This is a genomic window from Frankia sp. Hr75.2, assembly GCF_949319125.1.
Lineage (GTDB): Bacteria > Actinomycetota > Actinomycetes > Frankiales > Frankiaceae > Parafrankia > Parafrankia soli.
In genome coordinates this window covers 1-16,844 of sequence record NZ_CASGGV010000290.1, presented here as the reverse complement: position 1 = coordinate 16,844, position 16,844 = coordinate 1, and the positions used below count along the sequence as shown (strand labels likewise).

Below are 16,844 nucleotides of genomic sequence, written 5' to 3'. Positions count from 1 at the left end.
CAGCTGTAGCGGAGGTTGTCAGCTCTGCTGGAGCTGCGCGCGCGGTCGGCCCGTCTCACGCGGGGCCGCGGCAGCCGGGATGGGCACATCCCGCGCCCCCCGGCCGGGGATGAACAGGCCGATCAGTACGGCGGCCGCCGCCGCGCCCGCGCCGAGCGCGAACACCGCGTGGAAGCCCGCCAGCGACGGAACCTCCCGGCCGTCGAACGTGATGGTCATGTTGGCCAGCATCACCCCGACGATGGCAGCCGACGAGGAGGTGCCCAGCGAGCGCATCAGGGTGTTCAGACCGTTGGCCGCCGCGGTCTCGGTCGCCGGCACCGCGGCCATGATCAGCGACGGCATCGACGCGTAGGCCAGCGCCACCCCGACCCCGCCGATCACCGCGAGGAGCACGACCTGCCAGACCGAGTGCATCACGAACAGGCCGATCAGGTAGCTGACCCCGATGATCGCGGAACCGAGCACCAGCGTCGTCTTCGGCCCCCACATCGCCGACACCCGGGCGGTGAGCGGCGAGGCGAGCATCATGACCACCCCGAACGGGGCGAAGCACAGCCCGGCGACGACCATCGACTTGCCCAGCCCGTAGCCGGTGCCCGCGGACAGCTGCAGGAACTGCGGGATGACCAGCCCCATCCCGTACATCGCGAAGCCGACGACGACCGAGGTCAGGTTGGTCATCAGCACCTGGCGGCGGGCACTGACCCGCAGGTCGACCACCGGGGAGGCGTGGCGCAGCTCCCACGGGCCCCACATGGCCAGCACCGCGAGCGCGGCGAGCACCGTCCCCAGGGTGGTGGTGGACGTCCAGCCCCAGGTGCTGCCCTTGGAGATCGCCAGCAGCAGGCAGGTGATCCCGGCGCCGAGCCCGAGCGCCCCGACGACGTCGAAGCGGCCGCGGACGTCGCGCACCGGCGACTCGGGGACGACCCGCCACAGCATGGCGAGCACCAGCACGCTCAGGACGGTGGCCGTCCAGAAGAGCACGTGCCAGCTGAAGTTCTGAGCGATCAGCGCCGAGGTCGGGACACCCAGCGCGCCGCCGATGCCGAGCGAGGAGCTCATCAGCCCGAGCGCGGAGCCGAGCCGCTCGGGCGGCAGCTCGTCGCGCATGAGGCTGATCCCGAGCGGGATCAGCCCGGTGGCCAGCCCCTGCAGCCCGCGGCCGACAACCATCTGTGGCAACGACGTGCTCAGCGCGCAGACCAGCGAGCCGGCGCCGAGCAGCCCCACGCTGCCGAGCATGATCCGGCGCTTGCCGTACATGTCACCGAGCCGCCCGGCGACGGGCGTCGCGACGGCACCGGCCAGCAAGGTGATCGTGACGACCCAGGTCGTGTTGGACGCCGAGGAGTCCAACAGGTGCGGGAGCTGCGGAATGATCGGCACGACCAGGGTGTGCATGAACGACGCCACGATGCCCGCCACGGCCAGCGCCGCGGTCAACAGGCTCGGGCGCGGCGCGGTCGGTCCCATCGGCGCCGTCGACGCCGGGCCCGCCCCCGGTTCGGCCGGGTCCGTGCGAGCTCGCGCCATGGCGGTACTCCGATTCGACGAAGGTGGTGCGGGCTCGACGAAGGTGGTGCGCGGCGGCGACGCCGGGACAGACTGCCAGGCCGAACGCCAGCTCAGGCGTTTCCTATATGCATGCTACACGCAATATGGTTTATACACATCCTGTCGTCACACCGTTAGACTGGGAGAAAGGTCACGGTCCGCCGCCGCTGGTGCGCGCGGACGTCCAGCGGAGGCCCGGGTGCACGACAGTCTGCGCGACCTGGAGCGGGAGCTGATGCTGCTCGCCAGGCACCACATCGCGCCCAACGCCGCGAGGCGCGGGCGAACGCGTCACCTCGACCGCTCCGCCTATCTCCTCCTCAGCCGCCTCGAGGCCCAGGGCCCGATGACCATCGGCCAGCTCGCCGAGGCCTTCTCCCTCGACGTCTCCACGGTCAACCGCCAGACCGCCGCGGTCCTCCAGGCCGGCCTGGCCGAGCGCATCCCCGACCCCGACGGCGGCCTCGCCCGCAAGCTGAGCATCACCCCCGCGGGAGCCCGCCGCGTCGCCGACGACCGCGCCTTCGTCATCGGCGAGCTGAGCGGCCTGGTCTCCACCTGGTCGGAGGACGAGTTACGCCTGTTCGCCAGCATGCTCGAGCGCTTCAACGCAAGCATCGAAGCCAAGGACGGCCAGCGCCCCTGGCCACGCTCCGCTTCCGTCCCCGGCCGCTGACCGCAGGGGCGCGCCGGCGGCGGCACCCCCTCGAAACACCAGCGCGGCGCGCCGTGGCAGCGTCTGGTCCGCCGCCACCGCCGCACCGGCGAGTACGCCTTCTACCGCTCCCACGCGCCAGGCCCGGTCCCGCTGTCCGCGCTGGTCAGGGTCGCTGGACGCCGCTGGGTCGGCGAAGAAACGATCCAGACCTGTCTCGCGATGCTCGCCCATGCTTTCCTCGCCCGGCTGTTCACCGCTCTCGTCGTCCAGACGACCGAGACTGTTGCCCACGTCCTGCACTGGTCACAGTGGCGGCGCCGCCATCAGGCCACCGCCCGCGCCAGCCACTACCGACGACGACGGGTTCTCCGGGAGGTAGGCGCAGCGTCGCGGCCTCGTCCGGGGTGGGCATTGCGTCTGATCGTCGGGCTTCCAGGTTCGGCCGGAGGCGACGCGGTCAGCGGCGAACGCGACCAGGTCGGTGTCCCGCCACTTCGCCCTGTCGTACCGGCCAGGTCCTGACCTTCCTGGACGAACCCAATCCCGTGGCTGCCCCAGGCCGGCCCCGGCTGTCGCGGGACCGGGGTGGGCGGAAGGCTCGGGTTGGCTCGGGCGAGCCGCGGGGCGGGACCGAACGTCCGTCCGGCCGGGACCTTCGTCGTTGCTCCGGCGACAAACGATTCGGGCCTGGCGGGTTCCGTACCGACCAGACTCGAGATGCGCAGGCCTGACGGCACCATCGACCGTCCAACTGTCACCGACAGTGTGCGCCCACGACCCCCAGCCGCCCTTGGCCGCCACGGGGGGTTGTGCCGTCCGGCGACTGCGCGGCCGCCCGAACAGGCGAATGCATCGGACCATGGAGGACGACACGGTGAGCGAAGACAGCACGGCTGGTACGACTCCGCTGCACCTGCGCGGCCGCGACGCGGTCATCGCCGCCTCCACCGACGCACGGTGGCGCGACGGGGCCCCGCCGGACTACCGCTTCTCCCGCGAGGTGATGCCCGGGGAGCGCACCGTCCACCACACGCCCGGCTCCCTCGCCGACGTCGTCGAGCAGCTCGTGCAGGTGTTCGAGATGGAGCTCTCCTACAAGAGCGACCCCGCCCAGTGGGTCAGCATGGTCAGCGACCGGATCCGGGTCAGCATGAACGGAGGACCGGCGGCGGACAGCGCCGAGCTCGCCGAGCGGGGCAGCTACAACGTCCTGATCGGCGAGAACCCCTACTACTCGGCCGCCGCGGAGACCTTCGAGTCCTCCCATGAGACCTTCCACCGGGCGTTCCCGGGCGGGTTCTTCTGGGAGGTCCTCGAGGTGTACTCACCGCCGCCCGTGATCGCCTTCAAGTGGCGGCACTGGGGTACCTTCGACGGCCCCTACCAGGGGCACCAGCCGACCGGGGAGCGGATGGAGCTGTTCGGCGTCACGGTCGCCCGCTGCGCGCCGGACCTGCGCCTACTCGCGGTGGAGAACTTCTACGACAACACCACGTTCCTGGGACGTCTCGCCGGTGCCGACGGACCGGGGACGGGCGGTCACCCGGGAAGCGCCTGACAAGCCCGTTTCGCAACGAGATCGACGACGGTGGATCCGTCCGGGCCGGGCGTCGGGTGCCCTGCGAAGCGCCGCGACCGGCTGTGGTTCGTGGTGGCCGCGGGCGTGTGGTGGGCGCGGGAGCGGGGACTCCGGTGGTGGCCTACGCGAGAAGTATTCATGTCGGCCCAGCCGTTATGCACGGCGGGGGGAACCGCGGCGGTTCAGTGAGAGCCTGGACTCACTGGCCGGCCACGCATCGCCCGGCGGCGGAGCCTGCCGTGCATAACAGCTCGTTTCCGCGTGATCCGCGGCTGCCGCAGGATCCCTCGTGGGGTTGGACGATCGGCCCCGGGCAGTTGGGGCGGGGAGTGGAACGAGCCGTAAGGGACGAGAATGTTCGCGCCGGACCGATCCGCGAGGTCCGCGGCGACGAACCCCGGTCGAGTCATTGGTGACGACGCGATGGGGAGTCATGGAAGCCGACCAGATCCAGGCGGCGGCGCTGCGCGCCCTGCCCGGTACCGGGGACGGCGTTTGCGGGCCGACCCCGGAGACGCTACTGGCCCGCACGGGCCGCGGGGACACCGACGCGTTCGGTGCCCTCTACGACCAGCTCGCCGCACGCGTGTACGGACTCGTGCGCCGGGTCGTGCGCGACCCGGCGCAGGCCGAGGAGGTCACCCAGGAGGTCTTCGTCGGGGTGTGGCAGGAGGCGCCGCGGTTCGACCCCGCCCGCGGCAGTGTCACCGGGTGGGTCTCGACGATGGCGCACCGCCGCGCGGTCGACCGGGTCCGCTCCGTCGAGGCCCAGCGGGCGCGGGACGTCCGGGTCGCGGCCCGGTCCACCGCGCGGCCGCACGACCAGGTCGCCGAGCAGGTCGAGACCAGGCTGGAGCACGAGCGGATCCGCGGCTGCCTGGGCGACCTGACGGCCACCCAGCGCGAGTCGATCACACTCGCCTACTACTCCGGTTACACCTACCGCGAAGTCGCCGAACTGCTCGAACTACCCGTCGGCACGGTCAAGACCCGGATGCGTGACGGGCTGAGCCGGCTGTCGGACTGCATGGGGGGCCGGTCTTGACCGCCAACGCACACTCTCTCGTCGCTGCCCGGGCGCTCGACGCCGTCGACCAGGCCGACGCCGCGCTCGTCGACGCCCACCTGGAGCAGTGCGAGTTCTGCGCCGACGAGCTCGTCCGCCTCTCGGCGGCTACGGAGCATCTCGCGGCGATCGCCGCCGAGCAGCCACCGCCGGGCCTGCGGGCGGACATCCTCGCCGTGATCGGGATGACGCCGCAGTTCCGCCCGCGCGTTCCCACGGACCGGGCCGCGCCACCCACCGGCCGACCTGATCAGACCGGTCAGCACGACGGATCCGCCCGGCTCGGCCAGGCCGGGCTCGGCCGTGCTCGGCCCACCCCCGGTCTGCCCGGCCGGGGTCGGCAGGGCGGCCCCGCCGGGCGGCGCCGACGTCCGGGCGCACGTCACGCGCTGGTCGGGGTCGCCGCCGCCGCCGTCCTCGCGGCGGGAGCCGCCCTGGGGACCGTCACCATCAACCAGCGGGCCGAGCTCGCCGACACACGCGCCCAGGTCACCGACGCCCAGGCCCTCGCGGCCTCCGCGCTCACCGTGGCCGACTCTGCACCGGTCGCCGGGGGCGGCCAGCTGACCATGGCGAACGCCGGCAACCTGGCGGTCGTCTCCGCGCGCGACCTGCCGCCGCTCGATGCCGGGAAGGTCTACCAACTGTGGCTGCTCGGGCCGGCGGGAGCGCGCTCCGCCGGGCTGACGGTCGGTAACTCCAGGTCCGCCGACTGGGTCGTCGGCAACGTGGGCGACGCGGAGAAGGTCGCGCTCACCGTCGAACCCGCCGGCGGGTCAGCGCAGCCCACCACGGATCCCGTCGGCGCCGTCGCGCTCAAGGCCCACCAGAGCGCTGGACGCAAACAGGGCTAGGCAGCCGGGCCGACAGGCCGGGACGGGATCAGGCGCCTACCGGTGTCGGCTGGAGTTTGAAGATCGTGCGACGGATGTCGTCGATGGTGGAGTCGAGTCCGGTGATGGCCGCGTTCAGGCGGGCCGCGGTCACGTCGCCGACGGCCCGCGTGAGCGACTGCAGGTGCAGGCCGATCGCGAAGAGCCGTTGGATGACGAGATCGTGCAGGTCCCGGGCGATGCGCTCGCGGTCCTCGAAGACCGCGAACCGGGCGCGCTCGCGGTGTGCCTCGGCCAGTTGGAGGGCCAGGGCGGCGTCGTTCGCGAATGCTCCGGCCAGCTCGGGGTCGTTCCCGGCGAACGGGACGCCCTCGGTGCTGTTGCCCAGGACCAGCGCGCCGAGGGGCTTGTCCGCGACGACCAGCGGGATGACCAGCGCCTCGCGAAGCCGCGGATCCGGCGGGATCGGCGGCGCCACCGCCATCGGGCCGTCCGGTCCCTTCGCCGCGGACCCGTCCGGCGGGCCCGCGGCCGCCCGCCCCGACCCCGACCCCGACGCGGGGGCGGGGGCGGGGGCGGGGGCGGTCGGCGATGCTGCCGCGGGGACGTTTCCGCGTGGTTCCGGCCGGGCTTCGGTGGGTCCGGTCAGGGCGACCGGGCCGCTCCAGGCGTCGGTCGCGTCGAGATCACCCACGTGCACGGGACGTCCGGCCAGGAACTCGGGACGGTTCTCGGCCGCGTCGAGTGCGAGCGCGAGGCTGTGCAGGGTTTCCGGGTCGGAGTGGCGGTGGGGGGCCGAGTCGACCTCGGTGGCGACCAGGTTGCCCGCCTCGTCGGGTAGTGCCACGGCGCCGACGTCCGCCGAGGTGACGCCGCGGGCGAGCGAGGCGAGCAGCATGAGGGCCTGCTGGGACTGGCCGGCCACCAGCGCGCCGGCGGTGATCTCCGCGCTGGCCGCCAGCCACGCGCGGCCGCGCTGGGCCTCCTCGTAGAGCTGCCGCGACCGGCGCTCGGCGCGGTCCCGGTCGATCGCCGCGCCGAGGATGTTCGCCACGGACTGGAGGAAGCGTGCCTCCTCCCCGGTGAAGCGGCGCGAACGCGTGCTGGCCGCGGCCAGCACGCCGAACGGTGACCGGGCCGAGCCGATCCGGGCCGCGAGCGCCGCCTGCGCGCCTCCGGCGTCGGACCACCCGCTGCGCAGGTGTGGACGGGTTCCGAGGTCGTTCGCCACGACGGGCTCGTCGACGCCGAGCGCGAGGTGGACGAGTGAGCTCGCTTCGGCCGCCAGCGTGCCGGTCAGGTAGATCGGGCCGGTGCCGAGCTGCGTGGACGCGGTCGGCACCGGCGGGTCGGTCAGGCGCGCGAGGTGCCCGGGATCGGACGCACCGGCACCCGGCCCGCCAGCACCACCGGCGGCGCTGGTGGATGAACCGTTGGCGGATCCGTCGGGCAGACCGGCGCGCTCGGGACCGTCGGCCAGGCTCGCCCGGTCGCCGGCGGGTTCGCGGCGGATCACGTCGCAGACGGCGACGTCCAGGGTGGTGGTGACCAGACCGACCGCCTCGACGAGCAGGGTCGGGATGTCGAGATCTGCCAGCGCGCGCTGCCCGAGCCGGGCGAGCCCGGCCTGCTGGCGCTCGGCCCGGCGCAGGTCGGTGATGTCGGACAGGACGAGCGCGGCCATCTCCTCACCGCCCTGGTCGAACGGGATCACCGAGGCGCGCAGCGCCCGGCCGGTGCCCCGCTCGCCCGCCAGCTCGAGGTCGCCGAGCTGTGCCCGGCGGGTGCGCAGGGCGAGCGCGACCAGGCCCCAGTCGCCACCGAGGGAGCGTGTCTGCCAGTCAGCGGGGTGCAGCAGCTCGACCAGCCGGTCGAGCGGGTCCCCGGGAAGCAGCTGCGCGCCGACCAGGCGGTCGACGACCGGCGAGCCGCGGCGCAGCCGCAGGTCGCGGTCGTAGACGGCGACGCCCGTCGGCAGCTCTTCGGGATCGGTGCCTGCGGTGATCAGTTCCAGCAGCGTGGCGTGCTCCCCGACCGCCTCGGCGCCGAGCCGGGAGTCGGTGACGTCGAGGATCGTGCCGGTGTTGCCGAGCACCTCACCGGACGGGCCGCGCAGCACGTTCGCGCGGATCTGTACCTGCCGGTAGCCGCCGTGGCGGGTGCGGTAGCGGGTCTCGTGGTGGCAGTGGTCGGCGCCGCCGCGCACCACGCCCATGAACAGCGCGGTCGTGTACTCGACCTCGTCGGGGTGGACGTAGTCGAGGAAGCGGGCGCCCAGGCTCGGGCCGACGTCGTAGCCGGTGAGGGTGGTCCAGGCCCGGTTCAGGTAGGTCCAGCGGCCCTCCGCGTCGGTGCGGAACACCACCTCGCTCAGACTGTCGAGGAGGTTCGCCGCGGACGTCTCCGCGGCCGCCGCCCGGCCCGGACCGCTGCGTGACCAGGGCCGGGTCGTCGGGTCGGCATGGCTTGTCTCGGACGTCACCGGGCCCCCATCCATCACGGCTGCGATCATCACCCGCGCCCCGGCCGGGGGCACGGGCGATCTTCCTAGGACTGACACCGTACGCGGTGCGGGTGACCGCCGCTGCTGGAACAACATCCTCCCCGGAGCGCTTCGCCGGCCCTCATCCGGGGACCGTTCCCCCAGCCGCAACCTTGTATCCGCAACGACTTCGGCAGCTGCCGGCGCAATCCTCGCGCCCGGGCGGGGGACCGCCGGCGGATCCCGGCGGCGCCCGCCGAAAGCCCGATCCGGCGCGGAGAGATCGCTACCGTGGGTTCCGTGGACATGACACCGCTGACGCACGTCGAGGTCGACGGCCACCCCGCGGGCGTGGACGACCTGCGCCACCTCGCCCTGGCCAACGACGGCCACCTCACGACGATGCAGGTCCGGGCCGGCCGGGTCCGGGGGCTGGCACTGCACCTGCGTCGGCTGGACCGCGCCAACCAGGAGCTCTACGGCACCTACCTGGACGGCGGCCTGGTCCGCGACCGGATCCGGCACGCGCTGGCGACCACCCCGGCCCCGCACGGCCCGGCGGAGAGCGGCGACGCGACCGTGCGGACGGTGGTCTTTCCCACCGGAACGGGGTCGGTCTCGATTCTGGTCTCGATCGGCCCGCCGGCCGAGCCCGCCGCCGGCCCGCTGCGGCTGTGCTCGCTGCGCTACCAGCGGCCGTTCCCGCACATCAAGCACGTCGGCAGCTTCGGGCAGATCCACTTCGGCCGGCTGGCCCGCGGGCGCGGCTTCGACGACGCGCTGCTCGTCACCGGGGAGGGCCTGGTCTGCGAGACCACCGTCGCCAACATCGGTTTCGTCACCGCGGCGCCGGCCAGGGTGATCTGGCCGGACGGCCCGTCGCTGGTCGGCGTCACCATGGCGCTACTCGACGAGCGGCTGCGCCCCGGGGCCACCGCCGAGCCTGTCGCACATCAAGTCCCCGCCGCCGCGGCCGCGGCCGCGGTGACGGCGCCCGACACCGCCACCATCGTGCCCGCCGCCGCGGCCGGAGAGGAGCGCGGCCCGCTCCTCGAGTCCCGACGGGAGCCGGTACGGCTGGCGGACGTCGGCCACTTCCGGGCCGCCTTCGTCGCCAACGCGCGGGGGATCGTGCCCGTCGACCGGATCGACACCACACCGGTCCCGGTGAACGAGACGGCGCTGGCCGCACTGCGCCGCGCCTACGCCTCGGTGCCCTGGGACGAGATCTGACCGTCGGCCGCCGGGCGATGATGGGGGCATGACAGGCAACACGTCCACCGGGGTCGTCGGCTGGCTCGACGCGACCGGCGGGATCAGCGGCGACATGCTCCTCGGTGCCTGCCTGGACGCCGGGGTCGACCTGGCCGTGCTGCGGGCCGCCGTCGCGGCGCTGCGCCTGCCCGACGAGGTGCGGCTGGACGCGCGGACCGTGCAGCGCGGAGGGCTGCGGGCGTCCCAGGTTCTGGTGCGGTGCGCGCCGAGCCCGCACGCGCGCGGGCTCGCCGACATCCTCGGGCTGCTGGATGCCGCCGACCTCGACCCGGTCGTACGGGCCCGGGCCGCGGACGTCTTCCGCGCGCTGGGGACCGCCGAGGCGCGGGTGCACGGTCGTCCCATCGAGCAGGTGCACTTCCACGAGGTCGGCGCGCTCGACAGCCTGGCGGACGTCGTCGGCGCCGTCGCCGGCCTGCACGCGCTCGGGATCGACCGGCTCGTGTGCAGCCCGATCTCGCTGGGCGGCGGGCGGATCAGCGCGGCGCACGGGGCCATCCCGTTGCCCGGGCCGGCCGTCCTGGAGCTGCTGCGGGCGGCCGGGGCGCCGGCGTCGGGCGGCCCGGTGGAGACCGAGCTGGCGACGCCGACCGGGGTGGCGCTCGCCGTCACGCTCGCCGAGGAGTTCGGTCCGATGCCGCTCATGCGCACCACGTCGATCGGGCTGGGCGCCGGCGGGCGGGATCTCGACGGGCATCCGAACGTGACCCGGCTGGTCGTCGGCCGGGCCGATCTGGCGGGGCCGGCGGCGGCGCACGGGGCCCGCCACGGCGACAGCGTCGTGCTGGAGACGAACGTCGACGACCTGGACCCGCGGCTGTGGCCGTCGACGCTGCGGGCGCTGCTCGCCGGCGGCGCGGCGGACGCCTGGCTGACCCCGATCCTGATGAAGAAGGGCCGGCCCGCGCACGTCCTGTCGGTGCTGTGCGAGCCCGTCGCGGCCGACCGGCTGCGGCAGGTGATCTTCAGCCACACGACGTCGATCGGGGTCCGCGAGCACACGGTGACGAAGTCCGCGCTGGCCCGCCGCGAGCTGCGGGTGGCGGTGGCGGGCGGGGAGGTGCGGGTGAAGATCGCCTCGTCTCGCGGTGCCGTCGTCAACGCCTCGGTGGAGTACGACGACGTGGTCGCGGTGGCGGCGACGGCCGGGCTACCCCCGAAGGTGGTCCTGGACCTGGCCCGGGCGGAGGCCGTGCGGGCCCACTCCCCCGCAGCCCCTGGGAACGAGTTTCCGACGGTCGAGCACCCCGGGGCCCACGGGCACGGCCGGCCGGGTCAGCCGGGCTGACGTCCCGGCGGCTCGCCCGGCCCTGTTGATCCGTCCGAACTGATCACCCGGCCCGGCGGATCGCCGATCGCGAGGTCGGCGATCCGCCGCGGGGTGCCAGGTCAGACGGGGCTCAGCGGTGCTGGCCCGAGGTTCCGTGCTGGCGGGGCTGCGTGGGCCGGCGGCGGGCCGGCCGGGTGCGCGGGCCGTCGTGGGGCCGCGTCCGCACGGCGGCTGCGGGGACGGGAGCGGGAGCCGCGGGCTCCAGATCATCCATGTCCTCCGGCGCCGCCGGCGCGAGGCGCCCGAAGTCCGGCGCGTGGAAGGGGTGGTTCGTCGGCGGCGGAGGCGCCTGCCGACGCAGCGGCCGTACCGGCTCCGCTGCCGAGAAGAGAGGGAGCGAGATCGTGTCGATGAGAGGTCACGCTTTCGGATGGGGTCGCCGTGACGAACGGCGAGACGGGCAGAAAAAGATCATGAAGTGCACCGTCGGGCGGACACGCCCTCCGGTGGCGACGCGCCTCTTCGGGGCCGCCTGTGTTCCCGCGCGCGGGAACCGTCCCGCGGCGTGCAGGCGCCTGTTCGCGCCCGCACGGCCTCAGAGGTGGGACATCCCCTCGAACGGGCTCGGTATGCGTTCCTGCCGGGACCCGAAGTCGACGAGGACGGCGGCCGTACCCTCGACCCGGGTTACCCGGCCGAGCCCGTACGCGTCGTGTACGACCCGGTCGCCCTCAGCGAACTGAGGACACGGCGGGATCACGGGAGCCTTGAACGGACTGGTGGGCAGATGGCGTCTGGGCACCGCTGACTGGCTCATCACCGCAAGTATGCAACGGCAGGGCGAGGCAGGCAGCTCGCAGGGTCCGCCACGCGGGCGGTTGACGCTCCGCCGGGGCCATGCCCGGGCCTGACCTGGGGGTACATTGCCGCACCATCCGTCCATTAGCCCCGGCTTACCCGGGATGTACTGACACCGGACGTGATCGTGCAGGCAGTCCGCTGTACTCAACGGTACGCCCCCGCGGGCCGGAGCGTCGAGGACGGGCAGCCGGCCGGGATGCGAGTTGTCACGTCAGCGCATGGACCGGCTGACGCAACTCACTGGCCCCGCCCCCAGCAGGGAGGACTGCGCGGGGGCACCAGCCCGACGCTGCCCACCCGACCCTCCACCCATCACGATCAGTCAATTGCGGTGTGTTGGCGACGGGCCGCCTACCTGCCGCGCGGCGGCCGGTCCCACCACGTTTCGCACGCTCGTGAGCGGCGATCCTGGCGGTGCGGCCAATCCGAGCGAGGTTCCGCCGCATGCCCCAGGGCGGTGGGACACGTCGTCCTGCGCCGAGGAGTCCGCCTGTGAGCACATCCCCATCCACCACCGGAACGTCCGCCACCGGGCGCGGCGCCGTCGTCGTCGTGGTGGGCGCGTCGGGCAACGTCGGGACGAGCGTCCTGACGGCCCTGGCCCGCTCGCCCGCGATCGCCCGTATCACCGGTGTCGCCCGCAGACCACCTCGCTGGACTGCGGAGAAGACCACCTGGGTGCCGGCCGACGTTGCCCGCGACGACCTGCTCCCCGTGTTCGCCGGCGCCGACGTGGTCATCCATCTCGCGTGGCTGTTCCAACCCACACACGATCCGACGGCGACCTGGCAGGCCAACGTCCTCGGCGGCATCCGGGTGTTCGACGCGGCGGCGCGGGCGGGTGTGCCGGCTCTCGTGTGTGCCTCGTCGGTCGGCGCGTACTCCCCCGGACCGAAGGATCGCACCGTCGACGAGACCTGGCCGACCCACGGCTGGCCAGGCGCGGCCTACACCCGGGAGAAGGCCTACGTCGAGCGTGTCCTCGACGCCTTCGAGCTCGATCATCCGGCGATGCGGGTGGTCCGGCTCCGGCCGGGGTTCGTCTTCAAACGGCGGGCGGCCAGCCAGCAACGCCGCCCGTTCGCGGGGCCGCTCCTGCCCGGCGGGCTGGTTCGGGCCGCCACGGTACCCGTGGTTCCCGATCTCGCCGGGCTGAGATTCCAGGTCGTCCATTCCGAGAACGTGGGCGAGGCCTACCGGCTCGCCGCCGAGCGGACCGTTCGCGGGGCCTTCAACATCGCGGCCGAGCCCGTGGTCGACAGCCGGACCCTCGCCGAGGCCCTCAGCGCCCGCGCCGTACGGGTACCGGCGGGGGCGGCCCGCGCCGCGCTCGCGGCGGCCTGGCGCCTGCATCTGGTGCCTGCCACCCCAGGGCTTCTCGACGCCGTCCTGCACCTGCCCCTCATGGACACCACCCGCGCCAGGACGGAACTGGGCTGGACGCCCCGGCACGACTCCCACGCCGCCCTCCGCAGCCTCCTCACGGGGCTGCGGGAAGGCGCCGGAGGGGACACCGCCGCCCTCGCACCAGACACCCCCGCGGGCCGTCTGCGGGAGATCCGCACCGGCGTGGGCAGGCATGCCTGACAAGCCGACCACGCGCCGGGAGGGCTGGATACCGGCACGGAGGAGAGGATTTGCGGGCGCCGCAGCGGCTAAGCATCGGTCATGGCTGCGATCTGGAGACGGCACCGGCGGGATGAGGAGCCGGACCGGCTTCACGAGCTGCGTCCGCGTTCCTGGTTCGCGGTGCTGCGGCGCACGGTCAAGGAGTTCAAGGACGACGAGCTGCCGGACCGGGCGGCCGCGCTCACCTACTACGGTGTTCTGGCGATCTTCCCGGCGCTGCTGGTCCTGGTGTCGCTGCTCGGCGTGGTCGGGAGGTCCGCGACCGACAGCATCCTGACCAACATGGAACAGCTCACTCCCGGGTCCGCCAGGGACATCCTGCGGAACGCGGTGAACGGCATTCGCGACACGGCCGGCGCCGGTGGGATCCTGGCCGTCGTCGGCCTGGCCGGTGCCCTGTGGTCCGCCTCCGGTTACATCGCCGCGTTCATCCGCGCCGCGAACGTCGTCTACGACATTCCCGAAGGGCGTCCGGCGTGGAAGGTCCTGCCGTTGAGACTGGCCGTGACGGTGATGCTCATGGTGCTGCTCGCGGCGAGCGCGGTCATCGTCGTGTTCTCCGGCGGCCTCGCCGACCAGGCGGGGAAGGCGCTCGCCCTGGGCAGCGCGGCACTGACGGCCTGGTCCTACGCGAAGTGGCCGGTACTCGTCCTGCTCGTGATCCTCATGATCGCCCTGCTGTACTGGTCCGCGCCCAACGTGCGGGTGCGCGGCTTCCGCTGGCTGACGCCGGGCAGTGCCCTGGCCGTCGTCATCTGGCTCGCGGCGTCCGGGGGCTTCGCGTTGTACGTCGCGAACTTCGGCTCCTACAACAAGACCTACGGAACCCTCGCCGGAGTCATCATCTTCCTGGTCTGGCTATGGCTGTCCAACCTGGCGATCCTGCTCGGCCTGGAGTTCGACGCCGAGATCGCCCGGGAACGCGCCGTCGCCGGTGGCCTGCCCGCGGACGAGGAGCCGTACGCCGAACCCCGCGACACCCACACCTGGCCCCACCGGCCACGCCGCTCCCGCCGACACGTCGGTCAGCGAACCACCTGACGGAGCCGACGGCGACGAGTGCCACGCCGCGACCCGGTAGCAATGCCCACCCGGCCAGGGCAGGCCGAGCGCGAGGGTGCCGCCCAGCCCTGATCCTCGGGAGCCCGCCATCGAGGTGATCCCGAGCCCGGCCGCGAGCTGGGTGTGGTGAGCCCGAAGCGCAGGTGCGCCGGCACCAGCAGGGCCTGTCGATCTGCCTGTCAGGGGGTCTCGGCGGGCGGTGGCTAGCTGGTTGTCAGTTGGCGTGATTGCTGGTTGAGCCGCTGGGCTTCGGCGAGTTGGTCTTCGAGGATGACGATGCGGCAGGCGGCGTCGATCGCGGTGCCCTGATCGACGAGTTCACGGACGCGGGCGGCGATCCGCAGCTGATAGCGGGAGTAGCGGCGGTGGCCGCCCTCGGAGCGCAGCGGCGTGATCAGACGGGCTTCGCCGAGGGCCCGCAGGAAGGCAGGCGTGGTGCCGAGCATCTCGGCTGCGCGGCCCATGGTGTAGGCGGGGTAGTCGTCGTCGTCGAGACTGTGGGCCGGTTTGCGTGTGCGTTCAGGGGTCATCGCGCCTCTCGGGACACATCGAGGGGCCCTGGTGCCATACAGCACCAGGGCCCCGGGGGGTTCAACACCATCTACCGGCCAAGACGCGCCGGGTTCTGGAACCCGCATGCCCACCCGAGAGGGCGGGGGTGCGGGGATCGCGTATGCGTGACCGGGGACCACCTTCCAATCCGGGGCCTGCGGTAACCGAGCGAGCTAGACCATCGCTCGGGCGATCCTGATGGCGTCTACTCCCCTCTCCACACAGGTCAACTACTGGGTACTGCCGAACCTTTCGCGGTGGTACTCGGCGGCCCGCCCTGGCCACCGCCCTGCTCGCGCCAGTTCATGTCTGCCGCGACCATGTGACTTCCTTCGCTACGACAGGAACTCTACCCACAGCCGCGCCCAGATGTCTACTACGGCGGGGACAGATTTTTGGCTCCCAGGAGACAGCTACCCTGCCGCGCACGACGGGGCCCGTCGGCGGCGGCGCCTGCTCGGAAAGGCAGGACAGGGCAGGGCGTCGGCTCCGGTGGAGGAACACACTCGGCCTGCACGACCAGGAAGCAGCCGCGATCTGCCGCAGCCAGATCGCGGCCGGGTCGCGGGATGGTGTGACCGCGACGGCGGGCACACAGGGGATGTGCGGCCGATCCAGCAGACTGGCACGCGCACAAGCCGCGGGGCACGTCGTACTCCACGATGTGGGCCCGGTCCTGTCGAAGGGGCGGTCGGCGCGGGCGTCGGCCAGCCGCTGTTCCTGGTGGGCGCCGCGGACCTTCGGGTCGACGAGCAGGGTCAGATAGATGCCGCCGGCCAAGCACCCACGACTGGCAGGTCGAACACTGTCAGGAACCCAGCCCGGCGAGCGCAGGGCGCCACACACCGCGCCGCACAGGACCCCGCCCCGAGCCGCCGCGCCCCCGAGGCCATTGACACCCAAGGCGCGTCGGACCGGTCGCTCGTTCGGCGCGTCGCTTCTATCTGTAGGCCACCAGGAACCGGGCCGCGGGACCGTTGATCGCCTCCGCTGGACGGCTACGTGGGGGTCGCCCCAGAACCGGGGCACGTCGAAGGGCCCTGGTGCCAATGGCACCAGGGCCCCACAAACTCAACACCATCTACTAGGTACGTCAAGTTCCCTGAGTCCGCGTAGCCGGCCCCGGAGGGCGGGCGTGCGGAGATCGCGATGCGTGACCGGGGACCACCTTCCAATCTGGGGCCTGCGGTAGCCGAGCGAGCTAGACCATCGCTCGGGCGATCCTGATGGCGTCTACTCCTCTGCTCGTCGTCTGGTCGGGTACTGCTGAACTTCTGTCGTGGTGCTCGGCGGCCTGCCCTGGCCACCGCCCTGCCCGCGCCAGTTCATGTCTGCCGCGACCATGTGACTTCCTTGGCTACGACAGGAACCCTACCCAGGGAAGCGCTCGATGTCTACTGCGGCGGGAGTAGATTTTCCGGAATCGAGGAGGCAGCTACCCTGCGGCGGCCGATCGTGCCAGGCATCGCCGGCACCGGCCCGGGAAGGCAGGGATACGCGTCAGCTCCGCTGGATGGAACGCCCCCGACCTGGCCGACCTGCTCGACGGCCTAGCCGAGTCAGACTGGGACGCTGCGTCGCTGTGCGCCAGATGGCGGGTACGCGACGTGACGGTGTTGCGTTCTGAGGAGGCGAGGCATGCCAGCGGCCATGGTGACCTTCGGTCAGACGGCAGCAGCGAGTTCGGTGAACGCGGCGGCCAGCCGCAGCCTCGGGTCGATGTCGACGGCGAGCTCGTAGTGGCCGCGGCGGATGTTGCGGAACGACCGCACCTCGACCCATCACTTGATCACGCCCGACAATCAGCGCGAAGGCCTGCCCTGGCCGGACGCATTGGAGCCGTACATCACGCCCTGGTCAGAGGTTCACCGCGACTGGCGGGGGAGCGTCGGCGTCCAGCGTCGGGGAGAGGCCGAGCTTCTCCTTGATCCGCTTTTCGATCTCGTTGGTCAGGTCCGGGTTGTCGCGGAGGAATGACCGTGCGTTTTCCTTGCCCTGGCCGAGCTGGTCGCCTTCG

The 16,844-nt window shown here is 72.7% G+C and carries 12 protein-coding genes and 2 pseudogenes; 8 read left to right on the top strand and 6 right to left on the bottom strand.

Going from position 1 to position 16,844, the window contains the following annotated elements:
• Nucleotides 1-18: 18 nt before the first annotated feature.
• A complete protein-coding gene (locus AC559T_RS21420; protein ID WP_235014434.1) occupies nucleotides 19-1,539 on the bottom strand; it encodes an MFS transporter in 1,521 nt (506 codons plus the stop codon).
• 220 nt (nucleotides 1,540-1,759) lie between these two features.
• Between AC559T_RS21420 and AC559T_RS21415 the strand changes: the two genes are divergently transcribed.
• From AC559T_RS21415 to AC559T_RS21400, 4 genes are all read left to right on the top strand, one after another.
• Nucleotides 1,760-2,236 (top strand): MarR family winged helix-turn-helix transcriptional regulator, encoded by a 477-nt coding sequence (locus AC559T_RS21415; protein WP_498869865.1) that lies wholly within the window; start codon nucleotides 1,760-1,762, stop codon nucleotides 2,234-2,236.
• Nucleotides 2,237-3,092: 856 nt separating this feature from the next.
• Nucleotides 3,093-3,776, top strand: a complete 684-nt coding sequence (locus AC559T_RS21410; protein ID WP_071064404.1) for a SnoaL-like polyketide cyclase — start codon at nucleotides 3,093-3,095, stop codon at nucleotides 3,774-3,776.
• A gap of 454 nt (nucleotides 3,777-4,230) precedes the next feature.
• Nucleotides 4,231-4,842, top strand: a complete 612-nt coding sequence (locus AC559T_RS21405; RefSeq protein WP_020461724.1) for a sigma-70 family RNA polymerase sigma factor — start codon at nucleotides 4,231-4,233, stop codon at nucleotides 4,840-4,842.
• Nucleotides 4,839-5,717, top strand: a complete 879-nt coding sequence (locus AC559T_RS21400) for an anti-sigma factor (protein ID WP_498869864.1) — start codon at nucleotides 4,839-4,841, stop codon at nucleotides 5,715-5,717. The genes AC559T_RS21405 and AC559T_RS21400 overlap by 4 nt, the downstream gene beginning before the upstream one ends.
• 28 nt (nucleotides 5,718-5,745) lie before the next feature.
• Here the strand turns inward: AC559T_RS21400 and AC559T_RS21395 are convergent, their stop codons facing one another.
• Nucleotides 5,746-8,178 carry a PAS domain-containing protein gene (locus tag AC559T_RS21395; protein WP_498869863.1) on the bottom strand — a complete coding sequence of 811 codons (2,433 nt, stop codon included), beginning with the start codon at nucleotides 8,176-8,178 and terminating at the stop codon, nucleotides 5,746-5,748.
• Nucleotides 8,179-8,484: 306 nt separating this feature from the next.
• On the opposite strand from AC559T_RS21395, the gene AC559T_RS21390 reads away from it, so the two are divergent.
• Together AC559T_RS21390 and larC are read left to right on the top strand one after the other, a co-directional pair.
• Nucleotides 8,485-9,411, top strand: coding sequence for an aminotransferase class IV (locus AC559T_RS21390; RefSeq protein WP_498869882.1), 927 nt, complete (start codon nucleotides 8,485-8,487; stop codon nucleotides 9,409-9,411).
• Between the two features lie 28 nt (nucleotides 9,412-9,439).
• On the top strand, nucleotides 9,440-10,741 hold the full coding sequence (gene larC, locus AC559T_RS21385) for a nickel pincer cofactor biosynthesis protein LarC (RefSeq protein ID WP_498869862.1): 1,302 nt from the start codon (nucleotides 9,440-9,442) through the stop codon (nucleotides 10,739-10,741).
• Between the two features lie 577 nt (nucleotides 10,742-11,318).
• Here the strand turns inward: larC and AC559T_RS21380 are convergent.
• On the bottom strand, nucleotides 11,319-11,540 hold the full coding sequence (locus AC559T_RS21380) for a hypothetical protein (RefSeq protein ID WP_195905826.1): 222 nt from the start codon (nucleotides 11,538-11,540) through the stop codon (nucleotides 11,319-11,321).
• A gap of 536 nt (nucleotides 11,541-12,076) precedes the next feature.
• Between AC559T_RS21380 and AC559T_RS21375 the strand changes: the two genes are divergently transcribed.
• Both AC559T_RS21375 and AC559T_RS21370 read left to right on the top strand, forming a co-directional pair.
• The gene (locus AC559T_RS21375) at nucleotides 12,077-13,171 is read left to right on the top strand and encodes an NAD-dependent epimerase/dehydratase family protein (protein ID WP_498869861.1); all 1,095 of its coding nucleotides are present in this window, start codon (nucleotides 12,077-12,079) and stop codon (nucleotides 13,169-13,171) included.
• Between the two features lie 81 nt (nucleotides 13,172-13,252).
• Nucleotides 13,253-14,254 carry a YihY/virulence factor BrkB family protein gene (locus AC559T_RS21370; RefSeq protein WP_112108032.1) on the top strand — a complete coding sequence of 334 codons (1,002 nt, stop codon included), beginning with the start codon at nucleotides 13,253-13,255 and terminating at the stop codon, nucleotides 14,252-14,254.
• 224 nt (nucleotides 14,255-14,478) lie between these two features.
• Here AC559T_RS21370 and AC559T_RS21365 read toward each other — a convergent pair whose 3' ends face one another.
• The 3 genes and pseudogenes from AC559T_RS21365 to AC559T_RS21355 form a co-directional block, all read right to left on the bottom strand.
• Nucleotides 14,479-14,805 (bottom strand): helix-turn-helix domain-containing protein, encoded by a 327-nt coding sequence (locus AC559T_RS21365; RefSeq protein WP_131627306.1) that lies wholly within the window; start codon nucleotides 14,803-14,805, stop codon nucleotides 14,479-14,481.
• Between the two features lie 1,686 nt (nucleotides 14,806-16,491).
• Nucleotides 16,492-16,587: pseudogene (locus AC559T_RS21360) on the bottom strand (IS6 family transposase); the annotation flags it as partial.
• A gap of 97 nt (nucleotides 16,588-16,684) precedes the next feature.
• A pseudogene (locus AC559T_RS21355) lies at nucleotides 16,685-16,844 on the bottom strand (recombinase RecA); the annotation flags it as partial.

Excerpts from the sequence above, each read along its gene's own strand:
- AC559T_RS21405 (WP_020461724.1), top strand. The coding sequence starts at position 4,231 with ATGGAAGCCGACCAGATCCAGGCGGCGGCGCTGCGCGCCCTGCCCGGT.
- AC559T_RS21420 (WP_235014434.1), bottom strand. The coding sequence starts at position 1,539 with ATGGCGCGAGCTCGCACGGACCCGGCCGAACCGGGGGCGGGCCCGGCG.
- AC559T_RS21365 (WP_131627306.1), bottom strand. The coding sequence starts at position 14,805 with ATGACCCCTGAACGCACACGCAAACCGGCCCACAGTCTCGACGACGAC.
- AC559T_RS21390 (WP_498869882.1), top strand. The coding sequence starts at position 8,485 with ATGACACCGCTGACGCACGTCGAGGTCGACGGCCACCCCGCGGGCGTG.
- AC559T_RS21370 (WP_112108032.1), top strand. The coding sequence starts at position 13,253 with ATGGCTGCGATCTGGAGACGGCACCGGCGGGATGAGGAGCCGGACCGG.
- larC (WP_498869862.1), top strand. The coding sequence starts at position 9,440 with ATGACAGGCAACACGTCCACCGGGGTCGTCGGCTGGCTCGACGCGACC.
- AC559T_RS21380 (WP_195905826.1), bottom strand. The coding sequence starts at position 11,540 with ATGAGCCAGTCAGCGGTGCCCAGACGCCATCTGCCCACCAGTCCGTTC.